Source organism: Pseudanabaena sp. CCNP1317, assembly GCF_034931345.1.
In the GTDB taxonomy this organism is placed as follows: domain Bacteria; phylum Cyanobacteriota; class Cyanobacteriia; order Pseudanabaenales; family Pseudanabaenaceae; genus Pseudanabaena; species Pseudanabaena galeata.
The window spans coordinates 13,492-36,779 of sequence record NZ_JAYGIF010000105.1 but is presented as its reverse complement, the minus strand read 5'-3'; the positions used below and the strand labels follow the sequence as shown (position 1 = coordinate 36,779).

The following is a 23,288-nucleotide window of genomic DNA, read 5'->3' as shown; positions in this document are numbered from 1 at the left end:
CTCATCTTCTTGCTAGCTATCTCTTGAGTTGCTATATGCTAAAAGCTTTCTATACCTAGCTAATTAAAGCTTTTAGCATATAGAGGAAACTAGATTCATAATTGCTTGGATATTAACGGGTTTACTGATGTAATCATCCATACCTGCATCAAAACAAGCTTGGCGATCTTCGGGCATAGCATCAGCCGTCATCGCGATAATCCGCACATTACTTCTTAGCTCTGTGCGAATCGCCTTTGTAGCTGTTAATCCATCCATAATAGGCATTTGAACATCCATCAAGACTAAATCATAGTCATGATTTTTCACTGCTTGCACTGCTTCTAATCCATTGTTAGCGATCTCCATTGAGTGATAGCCCAGTCTGGCAAACATTAATTTTGCAATCTTTTGGTTAACGAGATTGTCATCTACTACCAGAATTCGTAAGGGATGTCTTTCTGCCATTTTGTTGTCAATCTCAAACAGTTGCGCCGAAACTGCTTGGGTGTTGTTGACTGTTTTGTAAATTGATAAAGTGACATTAAAGTAGAAAGTTGCCCCTTGAGGTGAGCGCGGCTGTGACTTCCAAACGAGAGGTGGACTGCCCCCAATTTGACCAAGGCTCTCTACCCAAATTGTGCCACCCATTAGTTCGGCGAGACGTTTACTGATGGCTAAGCCTAATCCAGTACCTCCATAGTTGCGACTAATCGAAGGATCGGCTTGGGTGAAGGGTTGAAATAAGCGATCAAGGCGATCGCTTTGAATGCCAATACCTGTATCAGCGATCGCAAAACTTAGCTCATAGTCTTCCCTATCTCTTCCCATCTCTTGTTGCGCTGGCTCTCTGGAAGAGGGGCTGGGGGGGCGAACTTTCCCACTAACTGAGATCATAACCTGACCATTTTGAGTGAATTTAACGGCATTTCCGACTAGATTGAGAAGGATTTGACGTAAACGGGCATGATCGCCGATTAGACGCTGAGGGATATCAGTGGCGATCGCATATTGGAGATCGACTTGTCTGGCGATCGCTTGATTTTTCAATAAATTGCAAACGCCTTTGATCACTTCTTCTAGGACAAAATCTTTAGCTTCTATTTCCAACATTCCTGATTCGATCTTTGAGAAATCGAGAATGTCATTGATAATTGTCAGGAGAGCTTCACCACTATCTTTGATTATTTTGACAAATTCCTCTTGCTCGGTTGTCATCTCGGTCATTTCCAGAAGTTGCGTCATGCCAATCACCCCATTCATCGGTGTGCGAATTTCATGACTCATGCTTGCCAAAAATGAACTCTTTGCTCTAGTAGCTTCCTCTGCGGCAGTTTTTGCTTCAGCTAAGGCGATTTCGGTGTGTTTGCGGTTGGTGATATCCACTACGCGCACTAGGTGAAAACGCTGATCTTCAAAGGTAATTTGTTTGGCAGAAAGATCTCCCCAAAATTCGCGTCCCTTACGAGTGATATATTCAACTTCTAAGCTCCAGAATCCTTTTTGATTTACTTCTTGGATAATTTGGGCACTTTCTTGTGGAGTAAATAGCCGTTTTTGGAGAATATGACCTTCAATATTAATCAGATCGTCTTTGCAATCTACTTCAAATAGTTTCACTGCTTGCTGATTGCAATCGATGGTAAGCCGAGTCTCACTATCAACTAAAAATAGTGCATCACTAGATTCATTAAAGATTGCTTCTCGCAGATTTCGGCTATGAATTAGTTCTTTTTCAAGGTGCTGGCGATCGCTAATGTTATGGGCAAGGGACAGAATCGATATCAAATTCCCAGACTCATCAGCTAGTGCCGTGTTATACCATTCACAATAGATGATAGAGCCATCTTTGTGATAGTTGCGATTCTGACAGGTGACGCTGATTCCACTCACTAGTTTCGCGGCTTTCAGCATGACGCTCTCTAAATCATCTTCATGAATGAATTGCCAATCCTGCATAGTTTTACCCAAAACTTCGGCGGCACTCCAACCAAATATATCCTCGGCTTGTTTTGACCAATAGACGACTCGAAATTCTTGATCCCATCGGATAGTTGCTAGTGGTGAATTTTCAATGTGATAGTTTAATTCATTAAGAGTTTGCTGCAAGACAATTTCAGCTTGCTTGCGATCGCTAATATCGCGACAAATACAAAAATTAACAGATTGACCATACCAATCCACTGAATTTGTACTAATTTCCACATCATAGATCGATCCATCTTTGCGAAGATGACGGGTTACAAAGGTATCGAGACAGAGATTGTTAGTTTCGATTTTCTGATCAAGTTCTTCTATTGTCCAATGAGCATCAAAATCTTTAACATTTAGATTAACTATTTCTTCTAAAGAATAGCCTAGCATTCTCGCAAAACTAGCATTAGCTTCTATAACATTACACTCTTGATCCAGCATCACAATCCCATCTAGGGATGCATCAAATAGAGCTTTACGGCGCAACATCTCTGCATTTACAGCTAACTCAGAAAGCTTGCGATCGCTAATATCAATATGGATCAACACCACTCCATAAAGCTCTGAAGCGATCGGCGCAGCACTGACGCTAAACCAACGTAAAACCTCATCAGCACATACAATTCCCGTTTCTACATCGTAAATAGGAACTTGATTTCTTAAAGCTTGAATACAAGCATATTCTTCGACTGGCATCACTGAGCCATCAGGACGGATTACGTTAGGACTTGGCTTACGCTCTTCACATTCTTCTTGCTGCAATGGCTGTGATTCTCCAAACCAGTCTTTCGCAATGTCATTGCCCTCAAGGATATAACCATTTTTATCGGTAATGGAAATACTGATTGGTGCTGTTTTAAAAAGAACCTTGTACTTTTCCTCTGATTCTTTAAGGGCTATTTCCACGCGATCAAAGGATTGCTGCACCTGTTTTGTCATTTGATTAAAAGACGTAGCTAAGGTGCTAATCTCGGCGATCGCATGATTTTCTGGTAAGGTTTCCTGCCACTCGCCATTGGCGATCGCCTTGCTAGCCCGACTCAATCGTAAAATCGGCTTGGCAATCCATCGATTTGTGATTACGCTAATCCCTGTCGCGACAATTAGTGTGATTCCACATAGCAGAATAGTCCAAACTTGGTTCGCTTGAATATCGGCGATCAATTCCGACTCAGGTATAACCACTACAATGAACCAATCCAAACCATTGCGATCAAATATGGGTAATACTTGAGCAATTTGGCGATCGCCGTTAATATCAAATTCAAATTGCTCTAATTGACGAATATTCGCTAAACTCCCAAAGCGATCACGCAAATATTTGACTGAATTATGGATCTGAGGATTTTGGCTATCACTTGCTTTCAGTAACTTCTGTTCAGTTTCATTTTGAGAAAGTTGGTATGGTTTTTGAACCATTGATGAAGTTGCCACCAGAGTCTCATCACGCTCCATGATAGAAACTGAACCAGCCTTAATATCAATGCTTCGTAAAAATTTACTAATGGCTTCAAGGGATCGAATCCCATAGGTGACACCCAATAAATTTCCATTGTTGAGATCGTAGATTGGTTCTGCAAGGGCGACTAATAGTTCTCCTGTGTAAATATGGGGATATACAGGAGTCCAAGTTGCTTGTTTTGATTGCACAGCTACTTGATACCAAGGACGCTGACGCGAATCAAACATAACGGATGTTTCGGTTACTTGCGCTGGTGAGCCGTCTGGATTTGTGGTGAAGGTTCTGTATTTACCGCCACCATTGGGAGCAGCCCGAATGCTAAATGTGCCATCTGTAAGCAGTTCTACCGCCCGATGTCCTCCCGAAGGAGTTCCAAATCCAATGATCGTAATTGGTGACAAGGAATTAAGTTGCATCTGTTCCCAAGCCTGTCGCTCTTGGCTAGAGAAGTCATCAAAGTTCCATATATTTCGACGTAAGGCACTAATATTGTTCTTATTAACTTGGTCAATGGTTTGCAGATAAGTTTTCGTCTTCTCTGTAACACTGGTACTTATTTCTGTGTTAAGTCTATTCGCTAGCTTATGAATCGATTCTTGTCCAGATAAATAAGCAACTAGTCCCACAGCCCCAAAAACTTGTACCGCAAAGGCAAATAACATCAGCCATTGCAGAGGAATGCTACGAAAAGAAACCTTTTTGCGGTCAATAATCATTGGAGCTAATTGCAGATCTGTCATATTTTCGCATTATTTTGAAGATATTTACTAACTGATGTTACGTGGAACTCAGATGATGAATCTTTTGCTGCTAGCAAGACAGGGCAACCACGGGGGGATTGCCCCTACCCCAATAATTTAAATTTTTAGGGGCTGTGCCACAGGGCAAGCCCTAGACTTAGATGATCGTAGGAATTCTATCCACGTAACATCAGTTACTAATCAGTGAATATCACCAATTGATTACGTCCTTGCTGTTTTGCATAATAGAGGGCTTGATCGGCTTGATTGATCAAGACATATGGCGATCGCTCTAGATTAGGAATGTCAGAAGTTATACCCATACTGATTGTGACTATATCACTCACATCTGAATCTTGGTGCGGAATTTGTAAATCAGCGATCGCTTCATGCAGGTTTTTAGCAACAGCGATCGACCCTTCGAGATTAGTATTCGGCAAAATCACAATAAACTCTTCTCCACCGTACCGCGCCACCAGATCGGCAGGTCGGTAAACTACCTGATCTACAGCTTGGGCAATTCTGAGCAAACATTCGTCTCCCAATTGATGTCCATAGTGATCGTTATATCGTTTGAAATAATCAACATCAAACATTAGTAAAGACAAGGGCTGTTTCTCTCGATGGAGTCTTTGCCATTCATAGATAATCCGCTCATCAAAACAACGGCGATTAGCTATTTGTGTCAGTCCATCCAGATTCACTAATCTTTGAAGTTCCTGATTAGCTGCTTTGAGGTCTTTTTCTACTTGAGCGAGATCAAGTTCTGCTTGTTTGCGATCGCTAACGTCAATGGCAAAGCCATACCAAGCCACATCACCATTTGCTCGGCGCTCAGGCATAGCTTGAGATTTAATCCATTTTATTTGTCCTTGTGAGACAATCCGCCACTCATGCTGGAACAATTGCATCGTTTTGATGCTTTTTTCCATCGCTTGCTCATAGCCAGCCAAATCATCGGGATGGAATATCACATAGCGAAGATCTGGATTATGTCTTAAATAATCAATACTTACACCTAGCAATGCTTCACTAGCGGGACTGGCATATTCAAAAAGTGTACTACCATCATGATGACGCACCAAAATGTAAATAGCTTCAGGAGAAATAGTTGCAATTTTTTGAAATCTGGCTTCGCTCTCCTTGAGTGCAGCCTCAGTAAGTTTGCGATCGCTGATATCTATGGAAATTGAGGCGATCGCACAGGGCTTATCATGATTATCCATTATTGGAAATTTAGTGACAAAAAAAGTCCTCATTCCATTAGGAAGTTGTAAACTTTGCTCAAAATCAATTGCTAAACCTTCAAAAATCGCCTGTAGTTCATGGCGACGGATATTTTTGACATCTTCAGCAGAAAAGAAGTTATAGTCATATTTGCCTAGAATTTCTGCTTCAGGAACTTGCATAAAATATGCAAGTTCCTGATTAACCGAGAGATATTTACCTTCTAAATCCTTAATAGCAATCAATGTCGGAGCGTTATCTAAAAAAGCTTGTAATTTCAATTCACTGCGGCGCATCGCTTGTTCAGCAAACTTGCGATCGCTAATATTGATATGAACTAACACCACCCCATACCGCTCTAAAGGGATGGGACTTGCACTGACATTAAACCATCGTAAAATTCCATCAGCGCAGACAATACCTATTTCCACATCATAAACAGATTGATTGCTTTTCAAAGCCCTAACACAGGGATATTCTTCGACAGGCATGGGTGAGCCATCGGCACGAAGCACATTAGGATTAATTTTGCGTTGCTGAAGACATTCGATTTCTGAGGGACTTGGGATTCCTAACCACCTTTCAGAGATAGCATTGCTTTCGAGAATGCGAGCTTCCTTATCGGTTATCGAAACTCCAATTGGTAGTGTTTGAAAAAGAACTTTATATTTTTCTTGTGATTCTTTAAGAGCGATTTCGACTGCTTCATAGGACTGATTTACCCAATATGCCATGATCAGACCAAACCCAATCGATAGCACCAAAACCCATCCATACATCCAGATTCCCCAGTCACCATCAGACAGATTATTAATCAGTCCGACAATCATCAGGGCTTGAACCACAAACGGCAATATCATCATCAATTGCAGAGGGATGCTACGAAAATGCTCATAGGATAAAAAGGATTTGACAGGCATTGATTAAAGACTAGCAAATGCAAGTTTAGGATTCTGAGATTTAATAAGGACTTGATTGTACTGTGCTTACCCCTAAGGGTGCTGTAATTTAATAAAAAACTAGATTCTTAATGGAGCGGCATCGCCGCCCCATTAAGAATTGGTTCCATATTTTGCGGCAAAGCCTTAATCACTTTAGGATTAAGAAAAGTTCACCATTTTGCGTAACTGCATCACTACTATTGCTAGCAAATCCAGCTACTTTAACATGTTGAAAAATTTGTGCAATGGGTGAATTGCCTATGTTTTCAGAAGTTTCACTCACAACCTTGAGATTCAACAGGCTTGTTTGTAACCAAGACAGATCAATATTGTTGTCAAAATATGCGTAGGTGAAGCGATCGCTAGGTAACTTCGCCAAAATAGTTTTAAAACTCTTGGTTGCAGCGATCGAGTCATTATTTTTGAGTGTTAACGCTGATTCTAAAATTGGTAGTGAATTAGATAGATACACATAATCTTTGGTTTGAGTATGGGCTGCCGCGACGTTCCCTGACACCGCGAAGTTATCACTAGCTGAGAGCTTCGTCCAAATGGTCACAGGTTGTGACTTCAGAGAGATTTCTCCGACAGTCAGCTTGTTTCTTGCCATGTCATCAAGAGAACTGAGCGCTTCCTTCGCTCCATTAGCATCTTCCACTTTCGCAACTACTAACCAATCAGGAGCGCTGCTTGATTTGGGAAATAAGGCGATCGCATAGTCCTGTTGCGCCCATGCAAAAGCATTACCATCCATAGGAATTGGGGCAATGCTTTTGATTAGTGCTTGTTTCCATTCGGGGAGCATTGTATCTTGCAGCCCTTGCCAAGTTTGTGCGAGATTATTCCCAATGACTACGGAACTTCCTGAAGGAATTGCATTAGCAATATTCCCTGAGGATTTTTTTGAGGTCTTGAGCTTTGTTGTCGAGGGAGCGATCGCAGTTTCGCTCTGGTCGCTAGTGGCTAAGGTCAAGGCTGTTTTTACTCTGATGCCATTCTTATCGAAACCTAAGCCCATTAACAAGCTTTCTTTGGGTAACTCTTCACCGAACTCCGCAAGGTTTACATAAGCGACGCTGACCTTGCCAGTATTTTTACCTGTACTCAACTGGGCGAGGCGATCGCGATAGTTAGGTAGACTTGCTAGAGCCAATTCAGGCTTTTGGATTGCATCGATCGCTTTGCGTAATACCCGCGCATCATTGGCAAACAACACAAACTGATCCAATGTTGTCCCCGCGATCGCAGGTTTATCATTCACAAAGCTTGTACTTAAGATCGAGATACCCTGATATTGCTCAAAGCCCAAGTCGGAGCCATTCACTGCCAACCTTTGCCAAAAAGCATCAATACTTGTTTTGGCGAGGTCAGCATCTTTCGCCGCAAACGCTAATAAGTAGCCTGTTTGCAAACCATTAGCGGGTTGAGCATCAAGATCAACATCAGTGACAGCTAAGGTAATTTCTTGATCGAGCCAAGGCTGGATATCGTTCTCGTAATCTAATAACCAATTTTGTCGCAATTGCTGTTTGAGGTTAGCCAATTCATGACGCACATCACCGCGATCGCTTGGTGGTGCAGCTAACTGGGTAAATAATCCCAATTTTTCTGGATTCACCAAAAACGATAAAAATAAAGGCGATCGCTGCGGCAAAAACTTCACAGCTAGTGGCTGAGTCTTGACTCCCGCCAAAACCTCACGGGGAATTGCGCTTAAAACTTTGCCCACGGCACTCAAGCTCAGCACCAGCAGCAAAATTCCAACTACCGCAATCCCAACAAAAACAGGTTTTATTTTCATACCACTAGCAACAAAAAACTAAGGTTTTGGGAGCATCATAAACGGCTCTTGGCGCTGTTTATGATGCTTTTTAATAACGAATCCTCGGATCAATCCAAGCATTGATAATGTCTACGAGAATACTCGCGATCGTGACGATGATTGCAAAAAATACGACAATTCCCTGCACCACTGGATAATCCCGTCCTGAGATTGCCTCAAATAAGCGATTGGCAAGCCCCGGCCAAGAGAAAGTAACTTCAGTCAACACCGCACCACCCAACATCGAAGCCAGCGTCAAACCTAAAATCGTAATTACGGGGATCATCGCATTTTTGAGTGCATGGTTAAACAAAATTGCTCTGGGATTAAGCCCTCTGGCTCTGGCTGCTTCCACATAGTCCGACTGCAAAGTTTGCCGCAAATTTACCCGCACAATCCGCTCAAAAATACCACTAATCACAATTCCTAAACTCGTCGCAGGCAAAATCAAATATTGAATACTTGTCCAAAAATTTTGCCAATCACCCTTAATCAAGGCATCAATCGTATATAGTCCCAATATCCGAACAGGCGGCTCAACACTGGTCGGAAAGCGCGTTCCAATTGGCAACCATCCCAACTGCACCGAAAACACCAATTGCAAGATCATTCCCACCCAAAACAGTGGCAATGAATAGGTAATAATCCCAAATAAGCGACCGCCTACGTCCCATTTTGTATTTGGACGCAAAGCTGCCACAATGCCTACGGTTAATCCAACTACTAAAGCTACAATCAGCGCATACAGCGCTAATTCAGCAGTAGCAGGGAAAAAGTTTTTAATAATTTGCCCAACGGTTTGCTCACGGGTACTAATCGATTTGCCCAGATTAAAACGGGACAAATCTTGCATATATTGCCAATATTGTGAAAAGAGAGAACCTGTTAGTCCCACCTGTTCCCGCAGAGCCACCTTTACTTCTTCAGGGGCGCGGGGACCTAAAATCGCATCAATGGGATCTCCAGGGGTGGCTCGCATCAACAGAAATACGACTGTGGCGATCGCCCACAACATGATCGGTGCGAGTAGCAACCGCGCCGTAATGTAATAAAACAGGGCTTTGAGGCGGCTAGACATAGGCTGAAGTTTTACTGGACAAATGCTTCCAAAACAATTATAGAATGAGCGGCGCTTAGCGCCGCTCATTCTAGCCTAGTTCTCCCACGTAAGTCCCTAAACCGATCGCCGTGCGAATTAATGTCCCATGAATATCAACCGCACTATATTGCGCGATCGCGTCGGCAATTGGTACATCGATTACTTCGCGATTTACCCAAGCCACCATGCGATCGTACTTGTCCTGCGCGACTAAATCTACGGCTGCAACACCAAACGCTGCGCCGAGGATGCGATCAAGTGGTGACGGTGTACTACCGCGCTGCACATGCCCCAAGACACTGACGCGGCTTTCCATTCCTGTGCGTGTACTAATCTGATCGCCCAGATATTGACCGATGCCACCATAGAGGATCTGACCGAGGCTATTCGTATATTTTACAGGCTCACCTGTTGGGGTTTTTACCGCTTCAGCGACGACCATCGTACTGAAATGAAAGCCACGTAGGGCGCGATTCATCAGGCGATCGCATACTTCATCAAGGTTATAGGGAATCTCTGGGATCAAGACAATATGCGCTCCACCTGCAATCCCTGCACTGACAGCGATATGTCCCGCATCCCGTCCCATTACTTCTAAAATCATCACGCGGCTGTGACTGATGGCAGTATAGGTCAAGCGATCAAGAGCCTCCACAGCGACACTTACCGCCGTATTAAATCCAATTGAGTTTTCGGTTGCGCCCAAGTCATTATCAATGGTTTTTGGCACGGCTACAAGATTCATCTGCCCCTGTTGAGCAAGACGACGTAGGATTGCTAAGCTCCCATCTCCGCCAATGCCAATTAGTCCATCTAAACCGAGTTTGTGGTAGCCATCAATTACTTCTTCGGAGCGATCGAGAATTGAGCCATCGGGCATCGGGTAGGCAAAGGGATTGCCCTTATTGACAGTTCCTAAAATCGTGCCGCCATAGCGCAGAATACCTGAAACTTTTTTCATATCCAGTAGCTCTGCTTCCACTGGACGATTCATCAATCCTTGAGTTGCGCCTTTAATGCCATAAATCTCTATGTCATAATCACGGGCGCGGCGCACGACAGCTCGAATTACGGCATTCAGTCCGCCACAGTCACCACCACTTGTCAAAATACCAATACGCTTAGGCTTTGTCATAAATCTTGTAATAGTTTCTCAATATTGATCGAGAGTTGAGGCTTGGCGATGCTTTACATCGATTAACCTCAATCTCTACCCTGCGATTCTGCTTTGATGCCAAAACACAAAATGGCGTAACCATTTTGTGTTTTTAAAACCCTGACTGGGTTTGGTTTTTATAGCTATAGCCACCTGTATCAGGACAAACTCAAAACCCAAATAGTGTGAGGTGGCGCTTCGCGCCGCCTCACACTATTTGGGTTTTATGTCCTAACAAGAATGGCGACAGCTATAATTTACAAAAGTGTCATCACACTTTTGTAAATTGATATAACTTATTATCACGACAAGATCTGTGTCGAGATTTTAAATATTTGTGAACTACTCCCTTCCCAGTGAAGAATTAGCGTTGCGGCGCGAAGCGCCGCAACGCTAATTCTTGGTTTTTGATGTTTATTTCTTGGGTGGGAGGGGTGTAAGTAGCTAAAAATTAATTACAAAGCAAAGCCTGTAAAGTTGCACCCCGCAGGGGTGCAACTTTACAGGCTTTGGGAATTTATTTTGCATAGGTACTTACGTTTAGATTTACGGACAATTACTCGCAAATTATCGCGATCGCCATTCCCTTTTGAGTTTGACGGTAAGAAGCGCTGCGACTAGTATGGAATGTAATAATTACTGATAGGCTCAATAATATCGATGGGAACCAGAGAAATATCAAGAGCATTGCGAAAAGCCTTACTGAAAAACGAACCTATGTCTCTGGCACTTTATCAAGACAAGCTAGTAGAGCATATTGATGAGTGGTATGAAGGGTTAAATGCGGATCAGGAAAGCCTTGCTATTGTACTCACCGTAAGGGATGAAGAGGTAGCTATGATAATGATTGATCAAGATAAAAATATCCATGTGAATGAAGAGGCTAAAGATAAACTGCTGAAAATGTGGACTAAAAACTTCACTAAGAACATACAGTTCCTGATTCCTGGCATGGCTGATCATATCAATGAGGCTGTTTTTTCTATAACTGGAATCACAGTCGTGAAAACGCCTAAGCGTTCAAAGGCGATCGGCATGGGTCGGAAAGTTATTTAATAAGGTTAATATTTGCCGTGTTTTCGATTGTAAACTTAGGCATAGAAAGCATATACACAGATCCAAGCCAAAAGATTTTTTTAATTTTTTTTTATCACTACTATGAACGCTTTAGAATTTTTTCAAAAAAGTGCAGGCAAATGGAAATCGCAACGCACCACGCATCACCTCGCCTTTCGTCGTGCTGAAAAAGGTGGCTCAGAAATTTATGTTAATCCACTCAATGCTGACGATCCGAAGGTAATTGAAATCTGCCAAATGCATGAATTTGATCCAGCCACAGCGATCGGTGGAGCCTATGTCAAATGGGATGGAACGATGGCATGGGATAAGGAAGATGATGAAAACCACTCAGGCGAAACTGTGTTTGCTCTTGTGCCAGATGATGAGACAGGGCGCAAAGGTAAGCTTTTGCGAGAACGTGGCTATGCGGAAGTTATGCCTGTAATCGGTTGTTACGAAATCGATGACGAAGATGCACTTGTCTTGATTACCGAATATCCTTCCATGAGTTCCTATGAGCGATTTTGGTTTCCTGCTCCAAATGTGCGGATGCGAGCGAGTACTGTGCAGAGATTTGGTGGATTTAGTACTGCGACTTTCTGTACTGAGGAATTGATTGGAGAAGCTAGTAATGCTGAGGTTGTAGAAGAGATTAGTCCTCTTACTCCACCTGCGATCGCTTCAGTGTTTGGCTGGTAAAATCGCCCTCACCCCAACCCCTCTCCCGCAGGGAGAGGGGCTATACCTCCTAGCGAAATGGCGGAGCGTACATTAAGCCTCCATTTTTCCAAAGTTCATTTTGTCCACGTGGTAGTTTGAATGGGCTATCTTTGCCAAGGTTGCGATCGTAAATTTCGGCATAATTACCAACATGCTTAATCACTCGCGCCGTGAAGTCATTGGCAATTCCCGTATCTTTTCCTAAGCTACCATCAACCCCTAAGAACCTCCGAATTTCGGCGTTTTTACTCTGTAATTGATCAGCAAGATTTACTGAAGAAATATCCAAATCTTCCGCCTCGATCGCTGCAAAAATAATCCATTTGACAATATCTGACCACTTCGAGTCTCCATCTCCGACCGCAGGCGCTAGCGGCTCCTTAGAAATCACAAAATCCAAAACCACATGATTCTCAGGATCAGCGAGTCGAGTCCGACGCACCACCAGAGCCGAGCGATCTGCTGTAATTGCTGCACAACGTCCTGACTGATAAGCCGCAAAAGTAGCATTCACGTCTTCATAAACGACAGGCTTATAGGCAAGGTTCCGCTTACGCATTTGGTCAGCGAGATTCTGCTCTGTGGTTGTACCTGTTTGGGCGCAAATATCCGCATCCTTGAGATCGGCGATCGCCTTAATATTGCTATCTTTGCGTACCATCACCCCCTGACCGTCATAGAAAACTACGGGCATAAAAGCGAGGCGAGAAGCCGTATCGCGGCTTAATGTCCATGTGGTATTGCGGCTTAGTACATCGATTTCGCCTGATTGTAAAGCCGTAAATCGCTCCTTAGCATTAAGGTTGCGAAATTGGACTGCATCAGGATTATCAAATAAAGCAGCAGCGATCGCTCGACAAATATCGACATCTAGCCCTGAATATTTGCCCTCTTTATTGACAAAGCTAAATCCTGGTAACTCGCCACTAACGCCACAAACCAATTTGCCTCGACTAAGTACATTTTTGAGACGATTGACACTGCCGACACTGACTTGATTGGGTTCGGGGATTGGCTCACAGGCGGCTAGGGCAAATAAACATAAACCTGCTAGTAACAAAGCGATTGCCCGTTGCCAGACGTTCTGATTGATTAGCCTTTTCCAGAAGTGCCGCCAGCTTGGGCGATGCGATCGCTTTTGATAATGCATGAATATTTTTTAGATGCTTTTTTGAATGCATTATAGCGGCTTGTCCAAAAATGCCAATAAAAAGACTGACAATATTGCGAGATTTGCGATCGCCTATCTCTATCAAGCAATTTCCGAGGTGGCGGCTCAGTTTGCATAATGAAATTATGAAGTAACTAGCCTAAATAATATATGATATCGTTGGGCTAATACACCGTTAAGGTGATTAGGCAAAATTTTTCTGCATAACATCCCATATAGGGCGATTAGCAAGAAATTTGACTTTCAGCCTATATCCCCTATAGTCAGATTAGACAAAATTTTTCCGTCTAATACATAGTTAGTCGGATTTGATCTCTATGACTGAAAACGAGTATCAACGCGCTTTTCTCGATCTAATGGCTGAGAAGTATCCCAACCGAGTATTTGTCCCTCATCTTCAACTTAGATACGATATCGGTAACTACTCCAAGGGCAAGACTTTTGGTATGCCCGATACAATATTAGATGTAGTCGAATTCGATGAGAACAATGATTTTCACCTCTGGGAACTTAAGCTAATTGATTCCAATGAATTATGGACAGGCAAGTTCTTCGGTCAAATGATGCTATATAACTTTCTATTTGCCACCGAGCCATGGAATGAGCTATGTGGACGGTTTTCCTTTGCAGGTAAGAAGCCTGACTTTAAAGGTGATTTAGGGAGGGTATTGATGCACTTAGCAAGCTATGGGAAAGGAGAGGTCGCTGAAGAAGGAGACTCTAATGCCTCCTTTAAATCATGGAATCTGTGCGTCTGTGGTGGCAGTGGGTATGAGTTAGCGGCTGGCTACAATCCAGTCTCATGGTCTTTCTGGATCATCGCTGATGAGTACTTTGAGGAAGATATCCCAAGTTTGAATATTTGGCATTTGTTTCCCACAGACGAATCGCTTGTTCTAAGTAAAATGACAGATCTCTCAGTATATGATCATGGCAGCCTTCACCCGCAAGCATTGGTATCTTATCTAGCACTTGAGGATGGCAATGATTGACCAGCTTTTCTTCACTGTCCTTTGCTTATCAGATTTAGCGATTGCCGATCTTGTAGTGGACTGTTTTATCTAAAAATAGTGCAATAGGCGAGCTATCAAAAACTTGACAACACTTTCTTTGCCAAGTTTTCTATTGCATCAATTTAGATGAATCAGTCCAGTAGGATGCGTTAATGGAACGTAACGCGCCACTTTTCCTTTAGTTAAAATACTTTGGGCTAATCTCAAATGCTGAGTCCGATCTGTAAAAAACACATCGAATTCAAGAGAGAAGTTTATATGTCCCAATATTAGCGGTGCATATTTATCTTGAGTCCAAGCAAAAGCCAAATCTATCTGAAGCTGTTAATCAGGAAGTAGTTGAAATTTGTGGCGTGGTAATATCTAGTTTTATAAATGCAAATGATAAGAAACCTTTGTTTTCCATCTCACTTAAAATAGATATATTAGATATTGTTAATCATTTTAAAGATCGAGACGGTAAATTATGAAGTCAACTGTTGTAGGTTTTACCTTCTTCCTTTTTGGAACCCTTACTATTGGGTGTGCAATTGCCCAAGCGCAAAGTACTACCTTTTCTGGTAGAGTCCATCAAGTTTGGGAGGATGGATTTCAGTTGAATAGTAGCGGTCGTTCCATCACAGTCGATTCCTATGATATCTGCGGAGATAATACAACTCGCCACATCACAGTTGGGGAAAAAGTAACTGTAACAGGTGAGTTTGAAGGTAGAGAGTTTGATGCTTTCTCCATTACCAATGCAAATGTGGAAAGTGTTTGTAGGTAGAGATTCTAGAAGAGCAGTTCAATTGTTGCAACAGAAGTCATAACAGTGCGATCACCTATCTTGTAGTGTGTATTAATGAAATGTAACACGCCTTATTTTGTTTCAATTTGAGATGCCCTTTACGATACTATTAAAATCCCCAGTGAAAGCACTCAATGACGGAATCCTTGCAGCCTCAATTTATTGAAGTCCTTACCCTCATCAAAACAGCCCAGCAAAAGGTCATTGCTACCGCCAACCAAGAACTGATCAAACTATACTGGAGCATTGGTAAGTACATCAGCGATCGCCTAGCTACAAGCGAATGGGGGCAAAAAACAATCGAGCAGCTTGGTGCCTTTATCCAAAGTCAAGAACCTGAACTGAAAGGATTTGAAAAGCGCAACCTTTACAGAATGCGCCAATTTTATGAAACCTATCCAAATCCTGAAATTGTGTCATCACTGCTGACACAATTAAGCTGGACTCATCATTCTATCCTCATCTCACGTTGCAAGACTGAAGCCGAGCGGCTTTTCTATCTTGAACTCGCTGCTACCGAACGTTACAGCACCCGTGAACTTGATCGCCAAATCAATAGTGGTATCTTCGAGCGTACCCGTCTCGCCGATACCAAACTTTTACAAACGAATCACCCTAAACCACTCGCTGGAATCTTTCGAGATAGTTACGTCCTTGATTTTCTCAACCTGCCTTCCAACCACTCCGAAAACGATCTAAAAAAGGCACTTGTCTCTTACCTTAAAGGGTTTATCCTAGAAATTGGTCGAGACTTCACTTTTCTTGGAGAAGAATATCGCATCCAAGTTGGCAATAGTGACTTCTTCATTGATTTGCTCTTTTACCACCGCGAACTCCAGAGCCTCGTTGTCTTTGAACTCAAGATTGATAAATTCCGACCTGAATACCTTGGACAACTTGAATTCTATCTCGAAGCCCTTGATCGTGACATCAAAAAAACTCACGAAAACCCCAGTATCGGTGTTCTGCTCTGCCGAGACAAAGATGATGAAGTTGTGGAATATGCTCTCAGCCGATCCATCAGTCCTACCGTTGTTGCTGAATACGAAATCAAACTTATCCCGAAAGAACTTTTGAGAAGAAAACTGAATGAGTTCTATGAATTACTTGCAAGCAAAAGCAAAGATGAGCAATAATTCTGAGACTGTCTAACATTGCGTTAGAGCAGACTTCTCAAAAGTGATATTTAAAGATAAAAACTTGAGAGCATCTCAACTAAACCGTTGTACTGCTTTTTTGAATGTATCATAGCGGCTTGCCAAAAAATCCAACAAAAAAAGACTCGCGATGCGAGTCTTTTTGATTAAATACCACCACCTTCAGAAAACCCTTCATATTCTTGAGGATGTTCAAAATTATCAACACGATCGGAAGGCGTAAGATGACGAGGGCGAACATTCTTGAGCAATTCTGAATCAATCAAATAGTTGTTAACGGGATGTAAAGTATGCGCTTCTGCATTTCTTTCCAACTGCTCTACCCGATTAATCAGCGATCGGATGACATCACCTTCAGGATCGGGAACTTGAAAGTGATCGAGAGCCGAAACTTTTACACCATGACGATGCACAATGCGTCCAGGAATACCCACAACGGTGCAATCGGGAGGAACGCATTTCAAAACTACCGAGCCAGCACCAATTCGTGAATTGCTACCAATTTCAATATTGCCTAAAACCTTTGCCCCAGCGCCAATAACCACATTATTACCGAGGGTAGGATGACGCTTGCCTGATTGCTTACCAGTACCGCCGAGGGTGACACCTTGATAAATCAAGACATATTCCCCTATGATCGCAGTCTCGCCAATCACCACGCCCATACCATGATCAATAAAAGCACCCATGCCAATTTTTGCACCTGGGTGAATCTCGATACCTGTAAAAAATCTTGCCATTTGCGAGATCATCCGAGGTAGAACGGGGATCTTTAGTGAATTTAGCCAATGGGCAAAACGATATAACCAAATGGCATGGAGGCCGGGGTAGCATAACAGCACTTCTAGCCAGTTACGCGCAGCAGGATCGCGCTCAAAAATGATAGCGAAGTCAGATCGCAATGTTTTGATAATATTTTTCAACGGTTTAAAAACCCTTTTTTAAATGCTACTGCTGATTTTAAGATCCTAGCGGATATTTTGTATCAAACGTAACTACCCTTTGGAGTGAGTATTTAAAGTTTAGCTAAGTTCCAAAAATTGTTTGGTATCTTGCCAAATGCTGTCTAAGTCTTTCCCAAGGGCGTGATCGTCGTTTAGTAATTTTAAAGTAACTTGCGATCGCCTTTTGGCAAACTCCTTACTCAGAGATGCTGGTACAACATCATCATCGATACCGTGAAAGATAAGTATAGGTAGCGATCGCGTCAAGTTTTCTTCTGAATATTTCTGAGCATCAACAAAGAATTGAAATTGTAAATTTACATTACGCTTCAGCCCGTAATGGTAAAACTCACGAACTCCCTCCTGTTGCCATTTAGTAACATTTTCTTCTCCCAAAGCTTTGGCTATGCGATGACTAAAGCCAAAAGCTGGGGCAAGTAGGATTAACTTCTGAACTAATAGGCTTTTCGCCGCAAGCTGCAAGGCTAAAAATCCACCGAGGCTGGAACCAAGTACGACGATCGGCTCGTTGTTGTGGAGATAGGTGCGATCAAGGTAGTCTAGTTGCTCCGAGAGCGTCACTGTCGAAAAGTCTGTGAGATTGAGGTCAGGAACATGCAAAGTTAGTCCCAGTTCAGCAAACTTTTGTTGCATGTATCGGGCTTTGGTGGACTGAGGACTAGAGGCAAAGCCATGCAAATAGAGGTAGTTCATAGAGGTTTTGAGTCTTGATTTTGCCTCAAGGCAAAATCAAGACTTTTATATTACCAAGCAGGATGTGAAAAGATTGCTTGCATCGTTTTATTGCCGCGTAATTGGTTAGAAAGTGGCAAATGTCCCCTTGGAGCATCCAGACTCCAAATAAACTCATTGGGATAACGGGTAAAAGATCCATCTTTCTTCCAACCAATCTTTAACCAAAACTTTTCCCAGCCCTTGCCTAGGCTAAGCCAGATTTTACGCTGTACCGAGAAGCCAAACTTACCTTCGGAATAAACTAGCCAAAGTTGATTAATCGTTTGTAAATCACTAATGGGAATCGACTTAGCATCGGTGAAATATAGCCAACCTCTCGCCAGAGCCGCCGCACCCGCCGCCTCACATAATTTTTTGCTAGTAACGCGATCGGCTTCTTCAAAGTCTTGTTTTGCTAGCAATATTTGAATTGGTTGATAGTCGATCGCTTTTTCTGACTTTAAGGTGACGACACCATGAGGATAATGAATTTGGGCTAGTTCGAGGGCTTTAGGTAAATCGCTTTGTAATAGGGTTTGATGGATTCTGCCATCGATCCATGTCACTTCCGTATTCGCCGCTTTGCGGGCTTGAATAAATTCATCTAATATTTGTAAACCTTCTTCTCCAAGGCTAGCTAATTCGGCGATCGCAGGTAATTGGTTTGCCTCTTTACCCGAAAACAACTTATCTTTTAACGTAGTTAGTTTTGTATCCATCAGAATCTTAAAAATCGCAAAAATCGCACCACTTTGAATTTACACCCTTAACCAACCCAAAAGACTGTAAAAAGCAGCACCCATGGGGTGCTGCTTTTTACAGCAACTTCCGATCAAACGAGCTAAAAGAATTCTTGTAAAAGTGCTGCGGAGAAGCACTTTTACAAGAATTCTTGATTTGGGTTTGAGCGCAAAGCGCTGTAAAGTCTCGACCAGTTAGTCAATGAAGCCCATTAACCCTGCATTGTCGATCTCATTAGAAGCAACAGGTCTGGTCTCACCCATTTGAGAGTAAGTTTCGTCAATCACCAGTCCTGAAGAACCAACAGGACGCTCACCTGCGATATAAAACTTATCGACAATCACAAATCCATCTTCAACGATCGGACGTTCGCCCGAAGACATAAATGTGCCAGTTACATGGACACCACCACTCACAATCGGACGTTCACCGCCCATTGTGGTGTAGGTGCTGCTAATTGCTAACTTGCTAGCTTCGATCGGACGTTCGCCCGAACTGTTGAAATATTCAACTGCACGAAAACCACCATCAATGATGGGGCGATCGCCATAATGCTTAAGGGTTTCAGTCACAGTTAATGAACCTTTTTGTGCGATTGATGCTGCGACGGGTTTAGAGTCTTCTTTCACCGCCAAAGCTGAGATATCCACTGTACCTGTTTTTGCAGTTGTTTCGGCTTCAGTTTTAGCTTTGGTAGGGCGAGAGGATTTTTCTTCAGGCTTGGGGCTTTCTGGCTTAGTGGTTTCAGCCTTCGTTTCGTTACTTGTACTCATGCTTTGCTTTCCTCAAAAATTTTATATTCAAGATATGCTCAAAAACTTTTAATTGGTAATGACGATTACTAATGCAACCATCGCGATCATTAAAAAAACTTCTAAAGCTGTAGCCTTTCTAGTTAATTCTACAGAAAAAGTTAATACTCTAAATATTTTGATAAGTCTTTACGTCTAATTTGAAAATACAGCTAAAGTCAGCAAATTAGTCACATATCACCTTAAAGCTTTTATTTCCTAACTTTTTCTATGATTTATTACATCTCAAAATACAGTTCATAAAATATTCTAATCTTTCATGGATTTGCTGAAAATATTATATAGCTGTTGCCATTCTTGGTAGGACATAAAACCCAAATAGTGTGAGGCGGCGCGAAGCGCCGCCTCACACTATTTGGGTTTTGATTTGGTCTGATACAGTTGGCTATAGCTAAGTAGGTGAGCATAATTAATTGCAAACCCAAACCTATAAAGTTGCGCCCCGCAGGGGCGCAACTTTATAGGTTTGGGTAATTTATTCTGCACAGGTACTTACAAATATGCCAGAGGCTTACCCCCTTCCCAATCAAGGATTAGTGGTACAGCACGAAGTGCCGCACCACTAATCCTTGATTGGGAAGGGAGTAAAAAGTACAAACTTCTCATGACAGCTAAAAAAATTTAAAAATCAATATCACGATAGATTTCGGCGATCGCTAATTCAATATTTACCGACTCTAACAAAATCGACTGGTCTAAACCATCAAAATCACTGTATGACCAACCCTGTGATTGTTTACTATAGCGTTCTACAAATACTTTGTTTTGACGAATTAAGAGATATTCACAAAAGCTAGGAATAGAACGATACATCCGAAACTTATCTGTGCGATCGTATTCCTCAGTTGATGGAGAAAGCACTTCCACAATTAAAAGTGGATTTAAAGCTTCATCTTTGCGATCGCCATTTAGTTGAGGTCTACCATCAAAAATCATGGCATCTGCATACACTCCACAACGATAATTGGGAATCCAAATTCGCATTTCACTGTTAACTGTTACAAAAGATGTATCACGTAGCAATAACTTGAGAAAGAAGAAAATATTTCCCATAACCAAACTGTGGTTAAGTGTTCCGCCAGTCATCGTAATAATTTCTCCATCGTGGTATTCACATTTTTCGGTGGATGCTTCAGCGATCGCGCGATATTCATCAAGACTGTAGCGGCGTTCAGTGGTGGCAATCATGGGGCTGTCCTCTAGCTTTCAAGACCACACTTTTATTGTACTGCGAGGATAAACAAGGAGCTTCAGCCCCTGATTTCATAAGTCTTGCAAAACAGGCAATCATAGAGTTTAATTTATATAAGAAGCCTCAATCATCAGATTTGTAAATGAAAATATTTGTCTATCACACGCCTGAGTTAGTGCCTGCTGAAGGAAATCCAGATTGCGCGATCGCTGTTGACATTTTGCGAGCCACTACTACGATCGCTACAGCACTAGCGGCAGGAGCCGAGGGAGTGCAAGTATTCTCCGATCTTGATGAGTTGATGCGTGTCAGTGAAGCGCATCCGCCAGAGTTAAGGATCAGGGTCGGTGAGCGTGGTGGGAAGACTGTAGAGGGTTGTGATTTGGGGAATTCGCCCTTTGACTTTACGCCAGATGTGGTGAAGGGCAAACGGATTTTTATGAGTACGACTAATGGCACGCGATCGCTGCAAAAAGTCCAAAATGCGAAGAGTGTTCTGGCTTGCGCGATGATTAACCTTGGCTCGGTATTAAAGTATTTACGCGAAACTAAACCTGAAACTGTGTGGATTGTGGGTTCTGGTTGGGAAGGTAGTTATTCGCTTGAAGATACGACCTGTGCGGGTGCGATCGCGGCTAATCTCGAAGATGAGGCTGATTTTGGTAATGATGAGGCGGTAGCCGCAGCGACTCTCTATAAAGCTTGGAAGGGTGAGGTTGAGGAATTATTTTATCAAGCTAGTCATGGCAAACGGTTGCTCAAGCTTGACTGCGCTGAGGATATTGCCTACTGTGCCAAGCTCGATGTTGTTGATGTATTGCCCAAACAATCTAGTGCAGGCTTGCTAGTTGCTGCTTAGTATAGCGATTTTCATTTTGCCGCAGGCAAAATGAAAACTCAAAACCTTTATTGGAGTTGATTTTTTTGTTTTCAAATGAGTATGTACTCATTTGAAAACCGCTATAGTACTAGATTGAGTAAGCATTAATTTCCCTTGTCGCCATGCCACCGTCTCATTGTTCCTCTCTGCTCATGACTCCCTTGGCAAAACAAGTGGCTAATATTACTGGAGCTACGGCAAAGCCAGAACGCCTTACTCCACCTTTGAAATGGGCTGGCGGTAAGCGTTGGCTAGTGCAACATTTGCAGCATACTTGGCAAAAGCACAGCGATCGCCGTATGGTAGAACCATTTTGTGGGGGATTGGCGATCGCTTTAGGATTACAACCTCAAAGAGCTTTGTTAAATGACATTAATCCTCATGTCATCAATTTCTATAAATGTTTGCAAAAAGGCTTAAAACTGGAAATTGAGACTGAAAACATCCGCGAGTTTTACTACGCTCAGAGAGTAGAATTTAATCGCTTAATCCAAGTTGGTGAAGCGGACACACCAAAAGCTGCACAATTATTTTATTATCTCAATCGCACGGGCTATAACGGGCTTTGTCGGTTCAATCAAAAAGGTGGGTTTAACGTTCCTTTTGGAAAATACAAACATATTAATTACAATAAAGATTTCTCTGCATATAAACCAACGCTTTCACAGTGGAAGTTTACAAACCTAGACTTTGAGAAGATCAAGATTGCTTCCAAAGACCTCATCTATGCCGATCCTCCCTACGATGTTGAATTTCGCCAATATTCTAAAAATGGCTTTGAATGGTCAGAACAAGAACGTTTAGCCCAATGGTTGGCAAATCAAAACTGCCCTGCGATCGCTTCCAATCAAGCCACTGATCGAATTCTCTCTCTCTACAAAGATTTAGGATTTAAATATAAGATCCTTGATGCACCAAGGAGAATTAGCTGTAACGGCGATCGCCTTCCTGCGAAGGAAATGCTTGCTTATAAAGGGATAGAACTATCATGAGTCTTCGGAATACGGAAACTGGTGCGGTTTTAGAACAAATGGTATTGCATTCTCTAATTTATGGTGGCTATCTCTATCAGTCTCAGCAATATATCGGTAGCCGCCCAGGCGGAGGCAAACATAAAATTGATGTAGTCGCCAATCGAGGCGATCGCAATGTTTTGATTTCTCTCAAATGGCAACAGGTAGGTGGTACTGCCGAACAGAAAGTTCCCTTTGAAGTAATTTGCTTGATGGATGCAATGGAGCAAAATCCCAATTATCAAAAGGCTTATTTAGTGCTGGGTGGTGAAGGTTGGACTTTGCGCGAATTCTACATTTCAGGGGACTTGCAGCAGTATATTCCCTATGGCGATCGCGTAGAGATTGTTACCCTTGAGAGATTTATTATGAAAGCAAATATGGGAAAACTTTAATAGATCTAATAGATCAAAACACTTCCTGCTAAGCAAAAGTCAAATCAGAAAAAGCATTCATCGAAAACGTATCATGCTGTTCATAACTTTATAAGTAGCTCACCATACTTAAAACCTAGAAAGCTGTCCCGACAGCGTAGCTGTCGGGACAGCTTTCTAAGTTTTAAGTTTACTTATGCCTAGCTAATTACAGCGCTTTGCGCTCAAACCCAAACCAAGAAAAAAATGAAAGCGTTGCTAAACAACGCTTTCATTTTTTCTTGAGGTTC

At 42.4% G+C, this 23,288-nt stretch carries 19 protein-coding genes; 8 read left to right on the top strand and 11 right to left on the bottom strand.

Annotation, left to right across the window (positions count from 1 at the left end; genetic code table 11):
* Positions 1 to 72: 72 nt before the first annotated feature.
* The 5 genes from VB775_RS19205 to VB775_RS19185 all read right to left on the bottom strand — a co-directional run bounded on the left by VB775_RS19205 (position 73) and on the right by VB775_RS19185 (position 10,379).
* Complete coding sequence (locus VB775_RS19205; protein ID WP_281005805.1) at positions 73 to 4,155, bottom strand: PAS domain S-box protein; 4,083 nt, start codon at positions 4,153 to 4,155, stop codon at positions 73 to 75.
* A gap of 197 nt (positions 4,156 to 4,352) precedes the next feature.
* Positions 4,353 to 6,302, bottom strand: coding sequence for a diguanylate cyclase domain-containing protein (locus tag VB775_RS19200; protein WP_281005804.1), 1,950 nt, complete (start codon positions 6,300 to 6,302; stop codon positions 4,353 to 4,355).
* 169 nt (positions 6,303 to 6,471) lie between these two features.
* Entirely contained in the window at positions 6,472 to 8,124 is a 1,653-nt protein-coding gene (locus VB775_RS19195) for a DUF3352 domain-containing protein (protein WP_281005803.1), read from the bottom strand.
* A gap of 70 nt (positions 8,125 to 8,194) precedes the next feature.
* Entirely contained in the window at positions 8,195 to 9,223 is a 1,029-nt protein-coding gene (locus VB775_RS19190) for an ABC transporter permease (RefSeq protein ID WP_281005802.1), read from the bottom strand.
* Positions 9,224 to 9,293: 70 nt separating this feature from the next.
* Positions 9,294 to 10,379, bottom strand: coding sequence for an ATP-dependent 6-phosphofructokinase (locus tag VB775_RS19185; RefSeq protein WP_281005801.1), 1,086 nt, complete (start codon positions 10,377 to 10,379; stop codon positions 9,294 to 9,296).
* Positions 10,380 to 11,060: 681 nt separating this feature from the next.
* Between VB775_RS19185 and VB775_RS19180 the strand changes: the two genes are divergently transcribed.
* Positions 11,061 to 11,456, top strand: coding sequence for a hypothetical protein (locus VB775_RS19180; protein ID WP_323216911.1), 396 nt, complete (start codon positions 11,061 to 11,063; stop codon positions 11,454 to 11,456).
* Positions 11,457 to 11,558: 102 nt separating this feature from the next.
* The gene (locus VB775_RS19175) at positions 11,559 to 12,158 is read left to right on the top strand and encodes a phycobiliprotein lyase (protein ID WP_281005799.1); all 600 of its coding nucleotides are present in this window, start codon (positions 11,559 to 11,561) and stop codon (positions 12,156 to 12,158) included.
* A 49-nt stretch (positions 12,159 to 12,207) separates the two neighbouring features.
* On the opposite strand, the gene VB775_RS19170 is transcribed toward VB775_RS19175, so the two are convergent.
* Positions 12,208 to 13,329: an amino acid ABC transporter substrate-binding protein gene (locus VB775_RS19170; protein WP_281005798.1), complete on the bottom strand. Its 1,122-nt coding sequence runs from the start codon at positions 13,327 to 13,329 to the stop codon at positions 12,208 to 12,210.
* Between the two features lie 338 nt (positions 13,330 to 13,667).
* Here VB775_RS19170 and VB775_RS19165 point away from each other — a divergent pair, with 338 nt between their 5' ends.
* The 3 genes from VB775_RS19165 to VB775_RS19155 all read left to right on the top strand — a co-directional run bounded on the left by VB775_RS19165 (position 13,668) and on the right by VB775_RS19155 (position 16,286).
* Entirely contained in the window at positions 13,668 to 14,342 is a 675-nt protein-coding gene (locus VB775_RS19165) for a hypothetical protein (protein ID WP_281005797.1), read from the top strand.
* A 487-nt stretch (positions 14,343 to 14,829) separates the two neighbouring features.
* A complete protein-coding gene (locus VB775_RS19160) occupies positions 14,830 to 15,129 on the top strand; it encodes a hypothetical protein (protein WP_281005796.1) in 300 nt (99 codons plus the stop codon).
* A gap of 155 nt (positions 15,130 to 15,284) precedes the next feature.
* Positions 15,285 to 16,286 (top strand): PDDEXK nuclease domain-containing protein, encoded by a 1,002-nt coding sequence (locus VB775_RS19155; RefSeq protein WP_281005795.1) that lies wholly within the window; start codon positions 15,285 to 15,287, stop codon positions 16,284 to 16,286.
* Positions 16,287 to 16,453: 167 nt separating this feature from the next.
* On the opposite strand, the gene cysE is transcribed toward VB775_RS19155, so the two are convergent.
* The 5 genes from cysE to VB775_RS19130 all read right to left on the bottom strand — a co-directional run bounded on the left by cysE (position 16,454) and on the right by VB775_RS19130 (position 20,727).
* Positions 16,454 to 17,221: a serine O-acetyltransferase gene (gene cysE / locus VB775_RS19150; protein WP_281009415.1), complete on the bottom strand. Its 768-nt coding sequence runs from the start codon at positions 17,219 to 17,221 to the stop codon at positions 16,454 to 16,456.
* A gap of 108 nt (positions 17,222 to 17,329) precedes the next feature.
* Complete coding sequence (locus VB775_RS19145) at positions 17,330 to 17,965, bottom strand: YqiA/YcfP family alpha/beta fold hydrolase (protein ID WP_281005794.1); 636 nt, start codon at positions 17,963 to 17,965, stop codon at positions 17,330 to 17,332.
* Positions 17,966 to 18,015: 50 nt separating this feature from the next.
* Entirely contained in the window at positions 18,016 to 18,705 is a 690-nt protein-coding gene (locus tag VB775_RS19140; protein ID WP_281005793.1) for a GUN4 domain-containing protein, read from the bottom strand.
* A 216-nt stretch (positions 18,706 to 18,921) separates the two neighbouring features.
* Complete coding sequence (locus VB775_RS19135) at positions 18,922 to 19,500, bottom strand: hypothetical protein (protein WP_281005792.1); 579 nt, start codon at positions 19,498 to 19,500, stop codon at positions 18,922 to 18,924.
* 660 nt (positions 19,501 to 20,160) lie between these two features.
* The gene (locus VB775_RS19130) at positions 20,161 to 20,727 is read right to left on the bottom strand and encodes a Uma2 family endonuclease (RefSeq protein WP_281005791.1); all 567 of its coding nucleotides are present in this window, start codon (positions 20,725 to 20,727) and stop codon (positions 20,161 to 20,163) included.
* A gap of 146 nt (positions 20,728 to 20,873) precedes the next feature.
* Here VB775_RS19130 and VB775_RS19125 point away from each other — a divergent pair, with 146 nt between their 5' ends.
* The 3 genes from VB775_RS19125 to VB775_RS19115 all read left to right on the top strand — a co-directional run bounded on the left by VB775_RS19125 (position 20,874) and on the right by VB775_RS19115 (position 23,019).
* Complete coding sequence (locus tag VB775_RS19125; protein WP_281005790.1) at positions 20,874 to 21,590, top strand: 2-phosphosulfolactate phosphatase family protein; 717 nt, start codon at positions 20,874 to 20,876, stop codon at positions 21,588 to 21,590.
* Positions 21,591 to 21,733: 143 nt separating this feature from the next.
* Positions 21,734 to 22,603 (top strand): DNA adenine methylase, encoded by an 870-nt coding sequence (locus tag VB775_RS19120; protein WP_281005789.1) that lies wholly within the window; start codon positions 21,734 to 21,736, stop codon positions 22,601 to 22,603.
* Positions 22,600 to 23,019: a PD-(D/E)XK nuclease superfamily protein gene (locus VB775_RS19115; protein ID WP_281005788.1), complete on the top strand. Its 420-nt coding sequence runs from the start codon at positions 22,600 to 22,602 to the stop codon at positions 23,017 to 23,019. The genes VB775_RS19120 and VB775_RS19115 overlap by 4 nt, the downstream gene beginning before the upstream one ends.
* The last annotated feature ends 269 nt before the right edge of the window (positions 23,020 to 23,288 follow it).

What these genes read in the sequence shown, in the direction of transcription:
- VB775_RS19145 (WP_281005794.1), bottom strand. Translation starts at nt 17,965, where the DNA reads ATGAACTACCTCTATTTGCATGGCTTTGCCTCTAGTCCTCAGTCCACC.
- VB775_RS19205 (WP_281005805.1), bottom strand. Translation starts at nt 4,155, where the DNA reads ATGACAGATCTGCAATTAGCTCCAATGATTATTGACCGCAAAAAGGTT.
- VB775_RS19155 (WP_281005795.1), top strand. Translation starts at nt 15,285, where the DNA reads ATGACGGAATCCTTGCAGCCTCAATTTATTGAAGTCCTTACCCTCATC.
- VB775_RS19120 (WP_281005789.1), top strand. Translation starts at nt 21,734, where the DNA reads ATGCCACCGTCTCATTGTTCCTCTCTGCTCATGACTCCCTTGGCAAAA.
- VB775_RS19115 (WP_281005788.1), top strand. Translation starts at nt 22,600, where the DNA reads ATGAGTCTTCGGAATACGGAAACTGGTGCGGTTTTAGAACAAATGGTA.
- VB775_RS19130 (WP_281005791.1), bottom strand. Translation starts at nt 20,727, where the DNA reads ATGATTGCCACCACTGAACGCCGCTACAGTCTTGATGAATATCGCGCG.
- VB775_RS19170 (WP_281005798.1), bottom strand. Translation starts at nt 13,329, where the DNA reads ATGCATTATCAAAAGCGATCGCATCGCCCAAGCTGGCGGCACTTCTGG.
- VB775_RS19190 (WP_281005802.1), bottom strand. Translation starts at nt 9,223, where the DNA reads ATGTCTAGCCGCCTCAAAGCCCTGTTTTATTACATTACGGCGCGGTTG.
- VB775_RS19140 (WP_281005793.1), bottom strand. Translation starts at nt 18,705, where the DNA reads ATGGATACAAAACTAACTACGTTAAAAGATAAGTTGTTTTCGGGTAAA.
- VB775_RS19195 (WP_281005803.1), bottom strand. Translation starts at nt 8,124, where the DNA reads ATGAAAATAAAACCTGTTTTTGTTGGGATTGCGGTAGTTGGAATTTTG.
- VB775_RS19200 (WP_281005804.1), bottom strand. Translation starts at nt 6,302, where the DNA reads ATGCCTGTCAAATCCTTTTTATCCTATGAGCATTTTCGTAGCATCCCT.
- VB775_RS19165 (WP_281005797.1), top strand. Translation starts at nt 13,668, where the DNA reads ATGACTGAAAACGAGTATCAACGCGCTTTTCTCGATCTAATGGCTGAG.
- VB775_RS19125 (WP_281005790.1), top strand. Translation starts at nt 20,874, where the DNA reads ATGAAAATATTTGTCTATCACACGCCTGAGTTAGTGCCTGCTGAAGGA.
- VB775_RS19185 (WP_281005801.1), bottom strand. Translation starts at nt 10,379, where the DNA reads ATGACAAAGCCTAAGCGTATTGGTATTTTGACAAGTGGTGGTGACTGT.
- VB775_RS19180 (WP_323216911.1), top strand. Translation starts at nt 11,061, where the DNA reads ATGGGAACCAGAGAAATATCAAGAGCATTGCGAAAAGCCTTACTGAAA.
- VB775_RS19160 (WP_281005796.1), top strand. Translation starts at nt 14,830, where the DNA reads ATGAAGTCAACTGTTGTAGGTTTTACCTTCTTCCTTTTTGGAACCCTT.
- VB775_RS19175 (WP_281005799.1), top strand. Translation starts at nt 11,559, where the DNA reads ATGAACGCTTTAGAATTTTTTCAAAAAAGTGCAGGCAAATGGAAATCG.
- VB775_RS19135 (WP_281005792.1), bottom strand. Translation starts at nt 19,500, where the DNA reads ATGAGTACAAGTAACGAAACGAAGGCTGAAACCACTAAGCCAGAAAGC.